The sequence below is a fragment of the Paenibacillus sp. Marseille-Q4541 genome, from assembly GCF_018310695.1.
Classification (GTDB): Bacteria; Bacillota; Bacilli; order Paenibacillales; family Paenibacillaceae; genus Paenibacillus.
This window is the reverse complement of the sequence record NZ_JAGXCY010000006.1, coordinates 108412-125669: the sequence shown is the minus strand read 5'-3', so window position 1 is coordinate 125669 and position 17258 is coordinate 108412. Positions and strand designations below refer to the sequence as shown.

Sequence of the window (17258 nt, the reverse complement as noted above, 5' to 3'; positions counted from 1 at the left end):
AGGAGGAGCCTTTATGGTTTCACGCTTACTTGGAAAGCTGCTTCTTCTCTTGTATGCGATCATTATTTTGCTCCCGCTGCTTATGGTCGTAACGGCAACGATGAAAAACCAGCAGCAGTTCTATATGAATCCGCTTGGCCTACCGTCCTCCTTCTCGCTGGATAACTACCGTAATTTATTTGTTGATCAGCCGATGATCATGTATTTTAGCAACAGTATCCTCGTTTCGTTTACAACCGTATTGGTACTGCTCATCGTGGCGAGTATGATTGCCTTTGGACTGTATCGTCTGTCAAACAAATGGGCAAAAATGATTCTCATTCTGTTTGTTGTGGGCCTTATGGTTCCTTCCCAAGTGAACATGATTCCGATTTACTCTTTTCTAAGGGATTTGGGGCTTACGAATAGTAGAACAGGGCTCATTCTTGTGACCATTTCGCTGCTTATGCCACTCTCCGTGTTTATGATCAGTGGGTTTATGAAGTCTCTGCCTAGAGAAGTATTTGAATCAGCGAGTATCGATGGGGCGGGCGAAGGCAGAATGTATTTACAAATTGCCATTCCCCTGTCTGTCCCGTACCTCGCGGCAACGGCTACGTTCTTATTCGTATCCGTATGGAATGATCTTCTATTCCCGCTACTTCTCATTACTGACAAATCAAAAATGACGCTCCCGCTTGCACTGCTCCAGTTCCAAGGAGAGTATTCAACTAATTATCCAGGACTACTTACAGGCGTAGTTATCATTTCACTTCCTATGCTAGTTATGTTCTTGTTCCTGCAACGTTTCTTCATTTCCGGGGTAACCGCAGGCTCATTAAAAGGATAAGATCATTCAAAGTACAAACACACAAAAGGACAAGCCGAGTAAAATCTCTTCTTGTCCTTTTGTGTGTCTATTCTCCATATAACACTTTGTCAATTCATCAGTGCTACTCCTGCTCGTCGTTACCGCCCTGCTCCGATTGTTGACGGTACCGTGCGGGTGAAATGCCAGCATAGTTCTTGAACGCTTTGGAGAAGGAAAACAGATCAGGATAACCCACTGACTGAGCAATCTCGCCCAGCTTATAGGAGGTTTGGGTTAGCAGCGATTCAGCTTCATTCATCCGCAGCTGTTGCATATATTTCATTGGCGAAATGCCATAGGTTCGGTGAAATGTTTTCGTAAAATGAGTGCGTTCAACACCGACATAATCAGCTACACTTTTGATGGTAATCCCTCCAGCGTAGTGAATTTCTAGATACTCTTTGCCTTTTTGTACCCAAGAGGGTTCTTGAAGAATATCTTTCGCTACTGATTTGGGCACCGAGAGCGTAGCAAAAATGCGCAGTAAGAACGTCAGCCTTTCAATATCCGAGTGATCCTGCTGTTCGTTATAACAGGACTGGAACCATTCCTCCATCACATGTATCGCTGCCTCCCCCACACTTTCGCTTCGATGAGGTCTTGCCGGACTCAACCCTGCTCTCTCCAGAAGTGATAGGGCCTGCTTGCCGTCAAAAGCAAAAAAGATTTTACGCAGTTTATTTGCCTCGGATGTGAAATATTCATGCGTTACTTGTGGAAATAGGCAAAAAAGATCTCCGGGATGAAGTGAATACGTTTTTCCATTCTGAATAAATGTGCCTTCTCCGTCCAGTACCATAATCAAATAATAATAAGGCGTGACGCGCGGACCAATATGATATATCGGCTTTGCCTGATTGGCTCCTAGACGAATGGGCCATGCTGCACTTGCCTTCTCATAAGCCGAGGGATTGAAGAAATGTATTTCCAAAAATTCATGATAATCCTCTTTCATGTTTTGAAACATTATACCCCTCCCAAAACCCACAAAATGATAAATATTCATCCCCTCAATTGCTATGGCTCCTACTGTAAATGATTGCTATTATTGTTATTATACTATTCCTACCTACTTAGTTGTAATTATTTTATTTCATGATACCGTATCGAATCCTAAAACAAAAGTAGTTCCAAGTAGAGGAGTTTTTAATGATGAGTGAAACACAATCCGTAGAGTTTGGCTGGTTTATTCCTACAAATGGAGATGGCAGATATATTGGAACAGCCCTTGAAAGAGAGCCATCTCAGGAATATTTTGTACAAGTTGCCCAAGCAGCAGAGAAAGCAGGTTATGAATTCACCCTTATTCCGGCTGGTGGCGATTGCTGGGATGGATGGATTGTAGGTTCCTGGGTAGCCGCTCATACAACAAGACTGAAGCCGCTGATTGCAATGAGACCTGGGCTTATCTCTCCAGTACTTGCAGCTCGTATGGCATCTACGCTAGATCAGATGTCTGGGGGCAGAGCACTCATTAATGTGGTCACTGGGCATTATCCAGCTGACCTTAAGGCTACGGGAGATCCATTACACGGAAGCCATGATGAACGATATGAGCGCACGAAAGAATTTTTAGATGTAGTCAAAGGGGTATGGGGTGAAGACGGATCAGGTAAGGGATTTGATTATGAAGGTAAACATTATCAAGTCGAAGGGGGCGTAAGCAAGCCAGCTCCTGTCCAAGATCCGCACCCTCCGCTCTACTTTGGCGGAAGTTCGGTTGCCGGCAAAAAGGTGGCCGCCGAAAGTGCAGATGTGTACCTGATGTGGGGAGAACCATTAGAATGGATTAAGGAGCAAATCGCTGAGATGGAACAGCATCTCAAGGATCTAAAAGAAACCAAAGGCATTTCCCGTACCCTTCGTTATGGAATTCGAGCCCAAGTCGTTGTCCGTGAAACAGAAGAAGAGGCATGGAAAGCCGCATGGAATATTCTAAGTAAAGTAGAACCGGATCAGCTGAAAAGCCAAGAAAAACTGCATGCCAAAACAGACGCTACGAACCAAAAGCGCCAAATGGATCTATATGAACAATCGAAGGATCAAGATTATATTATTGGTCCTAACCTATGGTCAGGTTTGTCCGCGGTACGGGGCGGTGGAGCTGTTGCCTTCGTTGGCACACCAGATCAAGTCTCTGACCGTCTGATCGAGTTTGTCGATGCAGGTGTGAGTTCCTTTATTCTGTCAGGATATCCACATCTGGAGGAGGCAGAGATTACAGGAGAATTGCTGATGCCTGTGGTGAAAAGAAAGCTAGCAGAGCGTTCTATTAGCATAACGGTTTAAACTTCCTTTAGTATTTCAACGTTATCTTTCTAACTTTGAGCTTGGTGGAAAATAGTAAGCCCCAATATCCACTGAGGATATTGGGGCTTATCTTTTTAGATTTGAACGTACCGATCAAGTAGTTTGCTACTGATCCAAATAAGAAATAAGGAAATTACGAGCTGTGGGCCGACTATACCTATTGAGAAAGTTGTGACCTCTGATAGAATAGTAGCAGATTTGAATACTTCATTCTCATATGGAAATAAGGGATCAAGCCAATTCTGAGATGGAGAAGTAAACATTCCCCAACGTGTAACAGCCTCATATAGTGCACTGTCTCGAAGCCACATTTGTACCAATCCCGGAAGCAGTAAAAAACCAATGATCCATAACGGCTTACATCTGGTTGCGCTGGCTCCAATAAAGATAGCACAAAGAACTTGAGAACCGGCATAGATCGCCATGACGCCGATGCCTAGAAGTACTCCCCAAAAATTATGTATAAACCATAAGCTACCTCGTTCGATCATCGGATCAGTATCACCGAGGAAAAATGTATATAATAAGGTAAGTACTATGCTCGGTGTAAGCAATGACAATAACATCATAGCTACCCCTGCAGCAAATTTAGAAGTGAGCAGAATGATCCCTTGATGTGGAAGACTATACCAATGAGTAATAGCCCGCTCCTTCCATTCAACGAATAACGAGTACACAACCCATATAGGCAAGTATACGACATGAAATACAATGATGAACATAAGACTATGAAGCACCACGGAAGCATTATCGAAGAGGTTAAAACATACTCCTCCTAGTAAAATCAGAGTTGCATTTAAAAAGCTCCACATCTTAGATGCTTTGAATTCTTTGAAAAACAACGCTTTCCATGATGTCATAAACAGTACTCCCTCATCACACTCAGCATACTCTGCTCTCTCTCTTCTCTAATCTCCTCCACAGAGGCAAACAACATCAATTTCCCTTCTTTTAGAAAAATAGCATAGTCTAAATAAGGTTCAATTTCAGATACTTCATGAGAAGAGATCACAATCGTTTGCTGTTTTTCCCCTCGGAGCCACTTAAGAGGTTCCCCCTTCCTTCATTACACACTGCACTTGGTCTACGATTTCCTCGTCGGTAAATCCCATCTGTGTCATTGAGCTGTAGAAAAGTTGAACTTGTTCAACGGCCATTTGCGTTCTGAGCCTCTGAATTGCCCCTGAGTCCTCTGTTACATAGGACCCTTGTCCTCTTCTTTTTTCAACGATGCCCTCTCGTTCCATATCACTATAGGTTCTCTGGACGGTATTCGGATTCACACCCACTTCAATTGCATAATCCCTCACAGAAGACAGCCTATCACCAGGACGGAGCTTTCCTTTGCATATTCTATAGTAAACATCGTTTTTGATTTGCAAGTATATTGGATGTTCATTGGAGAATTTCATTCGTATTCCTCGCTTCTAATCTCCACTTTCTCCTATATTATTCTATATTTTCATAGGAGGCAATGCTGATAAAAGCTATCCTACACATAAATCATTTTCATTTTGATTCCTTTTAATTAAACATTTGGATTTTAATCCTTGATCAATCACGGTCATATAGTGTACTATGTCAGTAATACAATTTATGGATAAGTTTTACATTTATTAAAGAATGAGTTAGGCCATGAACATTAATGAATTGATCTGCTAGTCTCACATTTTATCTAAGGGAGTTAAGATGATGAAGATGCTTACTATGTATCAATTAGCTAAATGAATCTGTATTTTATGTGTTGCTACTCTAATCGCCAATGGATTTCTGTACTATCGATTCCACAAGCAAGAACTCTTATATAGTATCTTTGCAGCGATCCTGCTCGGCTTGGTTTCAATCGTCTTCTTAATTATGAAGGCCAAAAAAAGTTGAATTTCACTAAAAAACGTCTCCCAGTGGATCTGGGAGACGCCTACTTTTATCTTTCGATTACATTCTCAACGAATCTACGACAGAACCTTCCTACATATCATTTTCCAATTCAACGCTTCCTTCTCCCTATGCACCTCTACAAATTCCTCTGCAATGGCTTCAAATTCACCTTCTATTATAAGGAGAGATTCAGCCTTGAGGGTAGATATCATCTGTTCATACGTAGCCACTGCCTGGTCCATCCCTTGATGAACCATGATCTCTGCAAGCGGCCTTGCAACCGCATAAGGGATATACTCCGGTTCTTCCCCAAGCACAATATCCATCAAAGTCCTGCTTAACACCTGTATCCCTACATGGTCTGCATTACACATAATGATAACCGCAGAGCCCGTATCCGGAAGCAAAAGGAAATTCGAACGGAAGCCGGTATCCATTCCGCTATGAGAGAGCACTCGTGCTCCTTTATAGTCGCCTATAAACCAAGAGCACCCCACATCACTCATATGTCCGCCCCAGCTTGTTTTAGCTTGCGGACTCCACATCTCCTTATAACTTTTGGAGTCTAAAATTGATGCGGACTTTGTGAATGGAAAGCCTCTACCCGTTGTAGATGTAGCCAAATGATGAAGTGCCGCCTCGCACATTTCCTTCGCACTGGACAAAAGAGTCGAACTTGGGCCATGGGCACGATGATAAGGAAAGATCTTACTCACGCATGTTCCGTAGCTATCCTGAGCATCAAAGACATGAGGACTTGCAATGAGTTCCGCTTTCACATTCGGCTTATAAAAATCGCTGTTCACCATCCCCATCGGATTCAAGAGGTGTTCTTTCATATAAGTTTCAAAAGGAAGCCCCGAAATTCTGCTGACGAGATGCCCCAATATTTCATATCCGATATTACTATAACTGAACTGTTCGCCAGGAGCCGCATCTAGTTTCTTATCGCTAATACCACGTACATAATGTTCGAGCGCATATTCTTCATATACAGGGGAATGCCATTCGTAATCCTCTTCATCTGGCATGCCTGAAGTGTGATTCAATAATTGGAAAACCGTAATCTCACAGGCCCTTTCGTCATCCATACGAAAATAAGGGATGAGATCCGCGATTTTACTATCTAAGGAGATCGCGCCCTTCTCTACAAGCTGCATGACTGCGCTTGCCACAAAGGTTTTGGAGACAGAAGCCATATGAAAAAGAGTATTTCCGTGTACGGGTTCTTTTGTTTCTATATTCTTCACACCATAGCCTTCTGCTACGATAATTTCATGTTCATGGACAATGCCAATGGAAAGCCCAGGCACTCCTGTATTTTGTATAAATTGCTGGATCATGTGATCTACTCTTTGTTTCTTAGTCATCATTATTTCTGCGTTCATACTTCCTCCGATTTCTGGCCATACCTATGGCAATGTATCTGAATTTTTTCCGTTTTTCTGTGCTTTGTGAACAGACTCTTTACTTCTTGCAATTTGGTTTTGATGGATCATTGGGCACACCCCGTTTCGTTAATTTAGTTTCTTATCTTTAATTAACTATATGGCAGTTTACAGTTTATGGCACTAGAATAAATAGATATAACCAATCTTTACACGCTGACCCTTACCTATCTATCCATTCCATTATATGTAAGGTTGTGATCACCTCTCGTTGTAAGATAAGATAATGGAAAGTTTAAACAAATGACAGATTTATACTGGCTAACTTGCAGTAAGTCTGAACTTATTCAAGTAAATGGAGGTTTATTACATGATTGAAAAACGTGTTATTACGGCCGAAGATTTGTACCAAATCGTCTGGACAAGTGACCCCTCAGTATCCCCAAGCCATGATCGTGTTGCCTATGTATCCAAAAAGGTAAACCCGGATCATGATGGTTATCACTCTCATATTCGTATGCTTGAACTGAGCAGTCATGAAGATACCTCATTTACTAGCGGTGAACAGGACAGTTATCCGCTTTGGTCTCCCGATGGCAACAGTCTTGCCTTTTTACGTAATAAAGAGGGGCAACGCCAAATTTGGACGATTGCAGTAAGCGGAGGGGAAGCTCAGGTGGTTACCTCTGCAGAGCATGGGGTCAGCAGTTTTTTATGGTCACCGGACAGTTCACAACTGTTATACCGCAGCCAGGTTAGTTCTGCACTTGATGAGTCCCCTGTACCTGCTGATTCGGGCGCTGGTGACAAAACAAAGACTCCAAAGACTCCTCCTTCTAAACCGCTGGAGGAAGAAATTATCGATCGCTTACGATATAAAGCCGACGGAAGCGGCCGGTGGAATGGCCATAGGTCTCACTTGTTTGCACAAACACTTGGTCATACAGAGGCAACTCAACTAACTACAGGTGACTACGACATTGGTGATTTTTGCTGGTCACCAGATGGCAGTCAAATTGCATTCACTTCAAAAATAGCAGATGAACAAAAATCGGATGATCTCGATCTAAGCCTAATGAATGACGTCTTTGTCATGTCAGCCACTGGGGAAAATCGCCGCAAATATACTTCATCTGATTGGTCCATCTATTCCGTGAGCTACTCACCTGATGGACGCAGTTTAGCGGTCTTTGGAAGTGATCACTCCCACCACAATGCAACCCAAGTCGGACTGTTCACCAGATCCATTGATGACGGGGCTGAGTGGAAGCATATAACCAAAAAATTTGATATTCAATTATCAAACTCCATGGTGTCGGACATGCGTTCCGGGGTTCGATCAAATGGTCCTGTCTTTAGTGAAGACGGTGCTTTTATTTACTCTCTTGTCACTCGTGAAGGCGGCGTTCATCTCGCGAAGATTGCGGTGGACGGTGAAAATTATGAATGGGTTTCCCACGGCAAGCGGGATATCTATCAATTCGAAATGAGAAAAGACGGACGTTTTATTCTCGCTGCTGCAGACCCCTCTCATCCGGGTAATTTATATGAACTCGATCCCGATACAGGTCTAGAGAATCGACTTACCTATCACAATGAAGAACTGTTAAATGAACTTATCATCGTCACACCAGAAGAGTTCAACTTTGAAGCTTCAGATGGGGCAACCCTTCAGGGATGGATGATGAAGCCAAGCCATACGAAAAAGGGCGACAAAATTCCGACCGTACTTGAAATTCATGGCGGACCGCATGCGATGTACGGTTTTACCTTTATGCATGAATTTCAGCTGCTCGTGGCAAGAGGATATGCCGTTATATTCACCAACCCTCGCGGGGGACATGGATACAGCCAGCAATTCGTGAATACGGTGCGTGGGGATTACGGGGGCAGAGACTATCAAGATCTAATGGAATTAACTGATTATGCAGTTGCCCATTTTGATTTTGTAGATGAAGCAAGACTGCTTGTTACTGGAGGAAGTTACGGCGGGTTTATGACAAACTGGATCGTGGGCCATACCAACCGCTTTAAGGCAGCAGTCACACAGCGCTCTATTTCCAATTGGATTTCTTTCTATGGGGTAAGTGATATCGGCTTCTTCTTCACAGAAGACCAGATTGGCGGGAATGTGTGGGAGCATACAGAACTACTTTGGAAACACTCCCCACTGGCCTATGTCCACCAAGTAGAAACACCTTTACTTATTTTGCACGGGGAAGAAGATCTTCGTTGTCCAATCGAACAAGCAGAGCAGCTGTTTATCGCACTGAAACGTTTAGGCAAAAAAACACAGTTTATTCGTTTTCCAAAAGCAAGCCACGAATTGTCGCGTGGCGGACATCCGGGGCTTCGAGTAAAACGTCTGAATCATATTGTACGTTGGTTCGATGAACATAAGGATCTATAAAGAAGTCTATTCACAATCAGAAACACATGAAATGATCCCTTACTTCTAAATCATAATATTGTAAAAGCAGCCAGGACAGATCACAGATCACGTCCCGACTGCTTTTTTTCATTGAGATCATTACTTTAGCAGCTTGTCCGCCCCAGCAATGATTTGGTTCACCTTTGTTTCAAGAGCTACGATACTCTCTCTTTGGGCAACAATCTCCCCAGCAATGGTTGCAAGTTTCGTTAGTGAGGCCAGAACTTCAGCTCCTTCTTTTTTCTTCACAATGAGATTAAATCGCTTCATCTCTTCAGAAAAACGCTTTTTCGCTGCACTGATGTTGCTTTTGGCTGATTTAATCTGCACTAGGAACGGATCCTTTTGGGACAAGGATGTCTTCACCTTTTTGACCGCTTCATCTCGGGTTTTCTTGGCTGCGGTAAGCTTATCCTGCTTTCTTCGAAGATCTTCTTTTGCCAGAGTAACAGCTACTTTGGTCGTATCCACTTGCGCTTTTACCGTAGCCGTGAGTTCCTTGTTTTTTATTTTTCTGGCTAGTGCTAGCTCTTTATTCAGAGAAGAATATAGAGTGAACAGCGGTTCATAACGTTTCTTGGTATTGATGACATCCTGATTGAGCGTAGCGATATGGTCTGCATCATGCTGTTTAAGACGGATCTTTAGCCTAGCCTCCGCTTCTTTGTTCTCATAATATAGGGTAGAGGTTTGCTGTGTAATCGCCCCATCTTTCTGCTGCAGGCTAATGAGACTCGCTTCCTGTTTACGTAACGCTTCTGTTATCGAAGCCGTAGAAGAATTTTTCGTCTGCTCCAGCATCTTTTTGCCAGTAATGGACAATTCAAATCCTGCTGCTTCTGCAACTGGCGAAGCCGTCATCGTCATGAGTAAGCTTACAACAAGCAAAGTGAACATCCCTTTTCCACACATCGATAACAAGACACTTCTTTTGTTGCTCGCTTTACCTCTCATCCTCTCGATCGCACTGCCTACTAGCTCATTCTTCGTTCTAAGTTTCTTCTTCATCATACCTTCTCTTCCCCTCTCTTCTGGACCAACATCAACGCAAAAAAACCCGTAAGATGAGGCTGATTCGCCTACTCTTACGGGTTCTTCCCATATATGCCGTTCCTATTAAATTCCTGTCTTTTTATATATACTTTATTCTCTCTCTAACCGTCAAGCCATTTGGCTCTTTCTAACCCTTTTTCATATATCTCTACGGAGCGAAGATCTACCTTCACTTCATTCCTACCTTCATTCCTTACTTCAATTCATCCGGAAAATTTTTTAATGTCCAAATTACATTCTGTCCATTATTAAACTTGACCAAGACAAGATACGGTGCTTCGTCCTCACTGTAGTCTGCATAGACACTAAAATCTTTCTGACTCTGAAGAACTTTCGCTTTATCGTCATCCTTCGTAACCCGTGTCTCACCTGCAAGTTTAGCCATATGTGAGTAATATTCAAGGTTAGCATCTTCTACATTAGGATCTATGGTAAAACCGGTATTATTAATATTTCGAGTAATGGTCATCGCGCTAATGTCAGAAGGAACCAAGCGAACTTTATCTGCATACCCTTTTTGTTCCATCCATGCCGTAAGTTTCTTAAACGATTTGTTCCAGCTTAGGTTACGATAATTACCATATTTGTTGGAGAAATTCTGCAACTCAACATATGCCCAAGCGTTTTGCTCTCTCGCATTGATCTGATCCTCGTAGCTCATATTCATCACTTCCTGAAGAAGCAGCTCTTTAAATTGTTTAATATCCTTCGGATCGATAATTTGCGTATTTTTATCCGAATAAGAACTTGTCAGTACAATGCGGGAAGTGTTTTCTTCATTCAGTTCTTTGGTTGTATACTGCTGTTTTTTATAGTAATCATTCTCCATTATAGGTTTGAGATAAGCTTCAAACTTCGAACCATCAAACACATACTTACGCATCATTCTGTGCCCATTCTTCAGTTCATATCCAATGGTAATGGCTTGCGTATCATTGGTGTAATCCGCAATAGAAACCTCTCCATCCTTCTGATTATCGACAAGGGCTTTATGCAAGTTCATTATTGCGGCTGCATACTCTTGATCGTCTGTGAAATATGGATTCAAATTTGTTCTTCTCTGCTGTGTTTGTGAATTAAATCTGTCATATTCGTATACAAAGCTTAGACTAACATCACCTAGAAGAACTCCTTTTACATCCGCGGGTTCAGGAACACGCGATTCATATCCACCTACATTAGATACAGGAATATACATAATAACAGCAAGCAGCATCCCATATAAAATGCCGTGCACGAGTGTCTTCCGATGAAACACTAACCAGGTGCGATGGAGGACCATCTGTACAAGAAGAAATCCGAATATTCCTCCCAATATATAACCTGTGATCAGCATCCCACTACCATTCTCTTTCATGGAAGACATGTACAAGCCGGCAACCAGGGAACAGAACAACATGACGAGAATCATGAATATAGGTGTGAGAAAACGATAGACAACCGTATGACTTGCCGCTGCTCCGTCTCTTTTACGATAGAGAAGGTATCCAAGGATCAAAAAGATCACAGCAAGCCCAAAGTACAGAGTAAGCTCAAACCATCCAAAAGGTTCAGTGGATGCCCCGGAAATTCTTAGTAGCGGAGTCAATTTCTCAATTGAAATAATGGTGCTGTACCCATTTTCAAAATAATAATTATGAAAACCGAACAAAAAATGTTTGATATGTGCAATACCTAGCAGGATTAGCCATGTAGGAGTAATAAGTAATCCGTAAGTAACGACCAACTGTACAAGCGTTTGCCCAAAACAGATTGCCATGAGGATCGTAAAAGCACACACAAACATACCAAGAACGGTAAATATTACACCAAATTCCCAAACTGCAGAAAGGTCATACACGTAGTAATAATCCGTGTACGGCCGGATCAGCGCTGTGATAACTGCCGTAATCCATACCGGAACCGTAACAAGCACAAGTGCACTAAACAAATGCGACGTTAACAGTTGGCTTCTAGTAATGGGTAATCCATGAAAGAGATCCGACGGTGCCTTCGCATGGAGATAACGAAATATAAACGTTCCTGCGAGTACTGGGAAAATGATCAGCAGCGGAAGAGAAGCCCCCCCTGCTACTTGATATAATGAGCTCAGTTTCACGATTGGCACACCTTGACGTCCATCAAACAGCATAATAAATGGGATGAAAAGTATAAGAGCAAGCAGATATAAAATTCCGATCCATCCATACTGTTTAAGGTCCTGACGAATAATGGCTCGGTTAAAGTACGACCTTATGGATGTCATAGCCCACGTCCTCCATTTCATAAATAAATATTTCTTCCAGTGTTAACGGCAGTACATCCAACAAATATGGATTGTATGCACCAAAAATATTTCTTACTTCCTTATCGTTCCCTTTTACAATGAAGGTTTCCACACTGCCTCGCTTCTCCCCATGGAGAATACGCACCTGATTAGCGAGTGTTTCTTCATGTGAGTTGTCACGGAAAGCAACCTGAATTTTGTGCGTATCTGCCTTCAAATCATCCAGGTCTTTCTCAACGATCAGCTGGCCGTGATGCATAATGCCGACATGGTCACATAAATCTTCAATTTCTCGCAGGTTGTGAGAAGAAATGACGACCGTAAGCTCACGTTCGGCGGATTCCTGAAACAGCAAATTCTTAACCTGTCTACGCATTACCGGATCAAGTCCATCAATCGGTTCATCTAATAGTAGAATATCCGGCATACAACTGAGTGCGAGCCAAAAAGCCGCTTGCCGCTGCATCCCTTTAGACATTCTGTGCAGCTTACGTTTCATATCCAATTTGAACACGGACTCCAGCTGCTCGTATCGATCATCGCTCCAGCTTGGATAGATCCGCTTATAAAAAGCAGCCATCTGTTGCAAAGAAGTTTGTGGGAAAAAATAAGGAATATCTGACATGAAAATGATTCGCTGTTTAAGCGCATTATTTTCATAAACGGGTGCTCCTTCTACCTTGACGATCCCTTGATCCGCCTTATAAATGCCAGCCATCGTTTTCAACAATGTCGTTTTACCTGCACCATTGGAGCCTAACATTCCAAAGATACTTCCTTTTCGAATCGTCAGCGATACTTGATTTACCGCTGCTTCGGCTTCAAACAGTTTGGTAACCCCAGATACCTCAATCATGGTTTCACTCCTGTCCCTCTATATGGATCTCATTCTTTACACTCGTGTAAAGAACTGCAATATCTGAATCCTTGAAACCCAGGTACACCGCTTCAGCAAAAAGCTTACGCAGCTCTGTTTTCAGTTCCTCTCTGCGCTTATCATCGGGTCTATGCTCGGATTTAGCGACGAAACTGCCCTTCCCTTGTAAGGAATATATGTATCCTTCTCTTTCCAGCTCCCGATAGGCTTTCTGGATCGTGTTGGGGTTTACGGTAAGTTGCCCAGATAAGTGCCTTACGGAAGGTAACTGTTCATCTGGTTGTAATACACCCATCATGATCATCTCCTTCATTCTTTCTATTAGCTGCTCATATATCGGTTTACGGCTGCGCACGTCTAACTCAAACATGAGATGCCCCCTTTCTTAACAGGTTGTTCTTCACCCTTTTATCTGACGTCCAACTGAATTAACTGTACTACTACTCATAATACAGTAATCCACTTCCTTGTCAACCACTTCTAACGCTATTAACAGAAAGTGTTATAATAAACAGATAAGGTTTTACCCCTGTTTTGAATTCGCCTTTACAAGGCACACCACCTAAATCAAGGAGTTGAGTTGTACCTATGACTTCACCTATTCTTATTGTGACGGCAGTTGAAGCCGAACGGAAAGCAATGGAAGAAGGTTTATCTACGAGCATTACAAGCGATGTGCATGTGATTGCAGCAGGAGCCGGACCGGCAAGTGCAGCAGCTGTTACAGCAGCCACACTTGCTAAACAGTCCTACAGACTTGTCATTAATGCAGGCATCGGCGGTGGTTTTCCAGACCAAGCCGAGGTTGGATCGCTTGTTCTGGCGACCGAGATTATTGCCGCTGATCTTGGTTCAGAAACAGCGGAAGGGTTTCGCAGTGTAGATGAACTTGGATTTGGCAAATCTAGAGTTTCTGTAGACCATGGCCTTGTCGAAAGATGGGCTCATGTACTTCAAGGACAGGAAACCAAAGTTCATACAGGTCCCATCCTTACCGTATCTACAACAACAGGTTCGAAATCGATGGCAGATGAACTGCAAAAAAGAGTGCCTGGGGCCACCGCAGAATCGATGGAAGGTTTTGGCGTAGGTACTGCTGCAGCACATTTCGGAGTCCCTGTTGTTGAGATCAGAGCTATTTCGAATGTAGTGGGACCACGTGATCGTGATGCATGGCGAATTCCCGATGCACTCAAAGCACTTACACTTGCTAGTTCAAAGCTATCGGAGGTTTTATAAATGAAAATCGTATATTCCCCTTGTCCAAATGACACCTTTGTATTTCATGCACTTGTGCATGGACTAGTTCCTGGTACACCGGATTTTGAAGTTACGTACGCGGATATCGATATTACGAATGGTCTAGTAACGGAGCCAAATGAGTACGACATCCTAAAAATCTCATACGCTGCCCTTCCTTGGCTATCAGATGAATATAGATTGATCTCATGCGGAGGAGCACTCGGCAGAGGAAACGGCCCCCTTGTACTCACAGCGAATTCCGATACCCATCCAAGTTCTCTACAAGGGAAAAGAGTAGCCGTTCCCAGCGAGCGGTCCACCGCCTACTTGCTATTTCGGTTATGGGCTACTCAGAATGTCCCCGGCGGCATCGGTGAAATTGTTGTCATGCCATTTGATCAGATCATGCCCGCCGTTCGTGACGGACAAATTGATGCCGGTCTCGTGATCCATGAAGCCCGTTTTACTTATCCGGCATATAATCTTCATCTCATGGCTGACATGGGATCTTGGTGGGAAGCAGATACTGGACTTCCTATTCCGCTTGGGGCAATCGTCGCCCGTCGTTCACTGGACCCAGCCATCATTAAATCCTGGATTCAAAGCTCTATTGACTACGGATGGAATCATCCCGAAGCCTCTCGGAGCTACATTCTAGAACATGCTCAAGAAATGGACGAGCACGTCGCTCAGCAGCATATTAACTTGTATGTAAACGACTTTACTAGAGAACTTGGTGAAGAAGGATTTCATGCGATCGAGGCACTGCTTGGACGTGCTGCCAAAGAAGGACTTGTTCCCGAAATTGATTTTTCTGCCTTACGTAGTTAATCGAATAAAAAAGAAAAAAGCTCCGCCTAAGGCGGAGCTTTTTTTTCTTTTCGCAAGAGTATTACCATCATAAATCCATGTTAGATGGAAAAGGTCACATCGGCAGGCTCAAATACAGGCAGCATTAATGTGAAGGTCGAACCTACACCGAGCACACTATATACCGTAATGGACCCCTCGTGATCTTGTGCAATTTTTTGACATAGAGAAAGTCCAAGTCCCGTACCCTCATCTTTTGTCGTATAGAAGGGATTGAAAATATGCTGGAGTTGATCTGGTGAAATACCGCCTCCCGTATCTTTGATCCGAATAACAGCGTTAAGTTCGAGTCTACTAACTTCAACGATTACATGTCCAGGGTTATCCATCGCCTCCAGTGCATTCCGTACGAGATTCAGCAGCACTTGCACAATTTTGTCCCTGTCCATGTATATGTATATTGAATCATCCTTTATATCCAGTATCAGTTCATGTCCGCGTGAAGTAGCATCTGATTCTGATAAGGAAATGACACGCTCCACACATACTTTGAGCGATTCCGCCCGCATATTGCTTGCATGTGGTTTTGAAAATTGTAGAAATTCCGCAGTCAGTTCAGTTACCCTCGTAATCTCACTCATGATGACATCATACCAGGGCTGAATGTTATAAGACTGCACTTTGGAAAGCTGTACAAAACCCCTAATTGCTGTTAAGGGATTACGCACTTCATGAGCCATACCAGCAGCAAGCTCACCCACTACTTTCATCTTTTCTGAACGAAACAAATCCTCTTCACGCTGCAGCCATTGTTCTCTGCGAATGCGAAAAAGTTTGTCCTCTGCCCTTTGAATCAGCTGATTAAAATCATCCGTTTCTTCCGGATAATGCGTAATACTAAAGGATACCTGATAACCGAGTGTATCCGATTCCAATAGTTGGCCGATATGCGAAGGTGTATAACATTCAGAGGGAACGAGAATAGCATAACGATCTCCAGCATATCTCGAAATTCCGAATGCGTTAGGGAACATATAGGTAAGCGCTTGTCCAACGGTAGATAAGGCTTCATTTCCACTTTCGAGTCCATCATGATTAAAAGATTTGAAGTTCTGAAGATCAAGTAACGTCAGATAAAAGGAACTTTTATCTTTAATAAGTTCTTGAATCTCATTCATATAACCAAAATAATTAAGCAGGCCTGTTAATGGGTCGTGGGTGGCAAGGTAGTTGTTTTTCTCAAGAAGCATTTGTTTCTCTGCTTCCCCGCGTAAAATATGATGCAACAAAAAGACAACAACAAAACCAGTCATTAGATCAAACAAAGTAACAAAAAGGGTGTAGGGCTCGATACTTACATAGGTCAAACGAATAATAGTATATTCCACTATAATCAAAATGGAGATGGGTAATGTTTTCCTATAACTCTTCTTCTCCTGAAAAACGCTCAAAATCAAAATATAGTACAAAATAATGCACCAATTCAACTGAGTAAAATAATGAAATGCCCCTAGCGTAAGCCATTGAAAATTCGTGAGTATTGGAAACTTGGAATCAAGTAAAACACTACACAAAAAAATGGTCGCAAGCATAAGCATAAGCGGTACGTTTCGAGACACATCCAGCATATAGGAAGAGACGATAATAAAGAAACAGCCCAAAGGGTAAAAAGTAAACTTGATTTTATGTATTAACAAGCAGCCGCACTCCCTCATGCATGTACTTTGGAATTTCATCTTTCCATTTATTGGTCAATCATAATGTATGTATTATATACTAATCTGCTAGATATTACTGCAGAATACTGACAAATAAACGTAAAAACTCCTAGTTTTTTATATCCTTTTGTACATAATGGAGTGCGGCTTTAAATAAAATGTCAAACTACATTACATTCCTTTGTCCTCTTTTCTCTTTAAGTTCAAAAGTATTAAATCCCTCCTTTAATTTCTGATGTATTTCCTTAATTTTACGAACGTCTTCAAAAGAATATCTTCGACTTCCTCCTTTCGTCCGAGCTGGGAATACGAGCTGCCTTTCTTCGTAATACCTGATCTGCCTCTCCGATAATCCTGTTAACTCTTTCACCATACCAATGCTCATGATTTGATTATTCAATAGAACCACTCCTCGTGTCATATTTTATATCATTA

Annotated in this window: 15 protein-coding genes; 5 read left to right on the top strand and 10 right to left on the bottom strand. The window is 42.5% G+C overall.

Annotated elements, in window-relative coordinates; translation table 11 throughout:
• The first annotated feature begins 13 nt into the window (after positions 1-13).
• A complete protein-coding gene (locus KFT32_RS09650) occupies positions 14-829 on the top strand; it encodes a carbohydrate ABC transporter permease (protein WP_211746974.1) in 816 nt (271 codons plus the stop codon).
• 103 nt (positions 830-932) lie between these two features.
• Here the strand turns inward: KFT32_RS09650 and KFT32_RS09645 are convergent, their stop codons facing one another.
• On the bottom strand, positions 933-1817 hold the full coding sequence (locus KFT32_RS09645; RefSeq protein WP_211746973.1) for an AraC family transcriptional regulator: 885 nt from the start codon (positions 1815-1817) through the stop codon (positions 933-935).
• A 185-nt stretch (positions 1818-2002) separates the two neighbouring features.
• On the opposite strand from KFT32_RS09645, the gene KFT32_RS09640 reads away from it, so the two are divergent.
• A complete protein-coding gene (locus KFT32_RS09640) occupies positions 2003-3139 on the top strand; it encodes an LLM class flavin-dependent oxidoreductase (RefSeq protein WP_211747076.1) in 1137 nt (378 codons plus the stop codon).
• A gap of 95 nt (positions 3140-3234) precedes the next feature.
• Here the strand turns inward: KFT32_RS09640 and KFT32_RS09635 are convergent, their stop codons facing one another.
• The 3 genes from KFT32_RS09635 to KFT32_RS09625 all read right to left on the bottom strand — a co-directional run bounded on the left by KFT32_RS09635 (position 3235) and on the right by KFT32_RS09625 (position 6426).
• Complete coding sequence (locus tag KFT32_RS09635; protein ID WP_211746972.1) at positions 3235-4020, bottom strand: hypothetical protein; 786 nt, start codon at positions 4018-4020, stop codon at positions 3235-3237.
• Between the two features lie 183 nt (positions 4021-4203).
• Positions 4204-4572 (bottom strand): GntR family transcriptional regulator, encoded by a 369-nt coding sequence (locus tag KFT32_RS09630; protein WP_211746971.1) that lies wholly within the window; start codon positions 4570-4572, stop codon positions 4204-4206.
• 540 nt (positions 4573-5112) lie between these two features.
• Positions 5113-6426, bottom strand: a complete 1314-nt coding sequence (locus KFT32_RS09625; protein ID WP_211746970.1) for a serine hydrolase domain-containing protein — start codon at positions 6424-6426, stop codon at positions 5113-5115.
• A 370-nt stretch (positions 6427-6796) separates the two neighbouring features.
• On the opposite strand from KFT32_RS09625, the gene KFT32_RS09620 reads away from it, so the two are divergent.
• Positions 6797-8836 (top strand): S9 family peptidase, encoded by a 2040-nt coding sequence (locus tag KFT32_RS09620; RefSeq protein WP_211746969.1) that lies wholly within the window; start codon positions 6797-6799, stop codon positions 8834-8836.
• A gap of 120 nt (positions 8837-8956) precedes the next feature.
• Here KFT32_RS09620 and KFT32_RS09615 read toward each other — a convergent pair whose 3' ends face one another.
• From KFT32_RS09615 to KFT32_RS09600, 4 genes are all read right to left on the bottom strand, one after another.
• A complete protein-coding gene (locus tag KFT32_RS09615) occupies positions 8957-9868 on the bottom strand; it encodes a hypothetical protein (RefSeq protein ID WP_211746968.1) in 912 nt (303 codons plus the stop codon).
• 235 nt (positions 9869-10103) lie between these two features.
• Positions 10104-12155 (bottom strand): ABC-2 transporter permease, encoded by a 2052-nt coding sequence (locus KFT32_RS09610; RefSeq protein ID WP_211746967.1) that lies wholly within the window; start codon positions 12153-12155, stop codon positions 10104-10106.
• The gene (locus KFT32_RS09605) at positions 12130-13032 is read right to left on the bottom strand and encodes an ABC transporter ATP-binding protein (protein WP_211746966.1); all 903 of its coding nucleotides are present in this window, start codon (positions 13030-13032) and stop codon (positions 12130-12132) included. The genes KFT32_RS09610 and KFT32_RS09605 overlap by 26 nt, the downstream gene beginning before the upstream one ends.
• Before the next feature lie 4 nt (positions 13033-13036).
• On the bottom strand, positions 13037-13423 hold the full coding sequence (locus KFT32_RS09600) for a GntR family transcriptional regulator (RefSeq protein ID WP_211746965.1): 387 nt from the start codon (positions 13421-13423) through the stop codon (positions 13037-13039).
• A 218-nt stretch (positions 13424-13641) separates the two neighbouring features.
• On the opposite strand from KFT32_RS09600, the gene KFT32_RS09595 reads away from it, so the two are divergent.
• Positions 13642-14292: a futalosine hydrolase gene (locus tag KFT32_RS09595; RefSeq protein ID WP_211746964.1), complete on the top strand. Its 651-nt coding sequence runs from the start codon at positions 13642-13644 to the stop codon at positions 14290-14292.
• The gene (locus KFT32_RS09590; protein WP_211746963.1) at positions 14293-15126 is read left to right on the top strand and encodes a 1,4-dihydroxy-6-naphtoate synthase; all 834 of its coding nucleotides are present in this window, start codon (positions 14293-14295) and stop codon (positions 15124-15126) included.
• An 80-nt stretch (positions 15127-15206) separates the two neighbouring features.
• Here the strand turns inward: KFT32_RS09590 and KFT32_RS09585 are convergent, their stop codons facing one another.
• Positions 15207-16802, bottom strand: a complete 1596-nt coding sequence (locus KFT32_RS09585) for an ATP-binding protein (RefSeq protein ID WP_349304887.1) — start codon at positions 16800-16802, stop codon at positions 15207-15209.
• Between the two features lie 187 nt (positions 16803-16989).
• Complete coding sequence (locus KFT32_RS27435) at positions 16990-17223, bottom strand: MerR family transcriptional regulator (RefSeq protein WP_283246425.1); 234 nt, start codon at positions 17221-17223, stop codon at positions 16990-16992.
• Between the last annotated feature and the right edge of the window lie 35 nt (positions 17224-17258).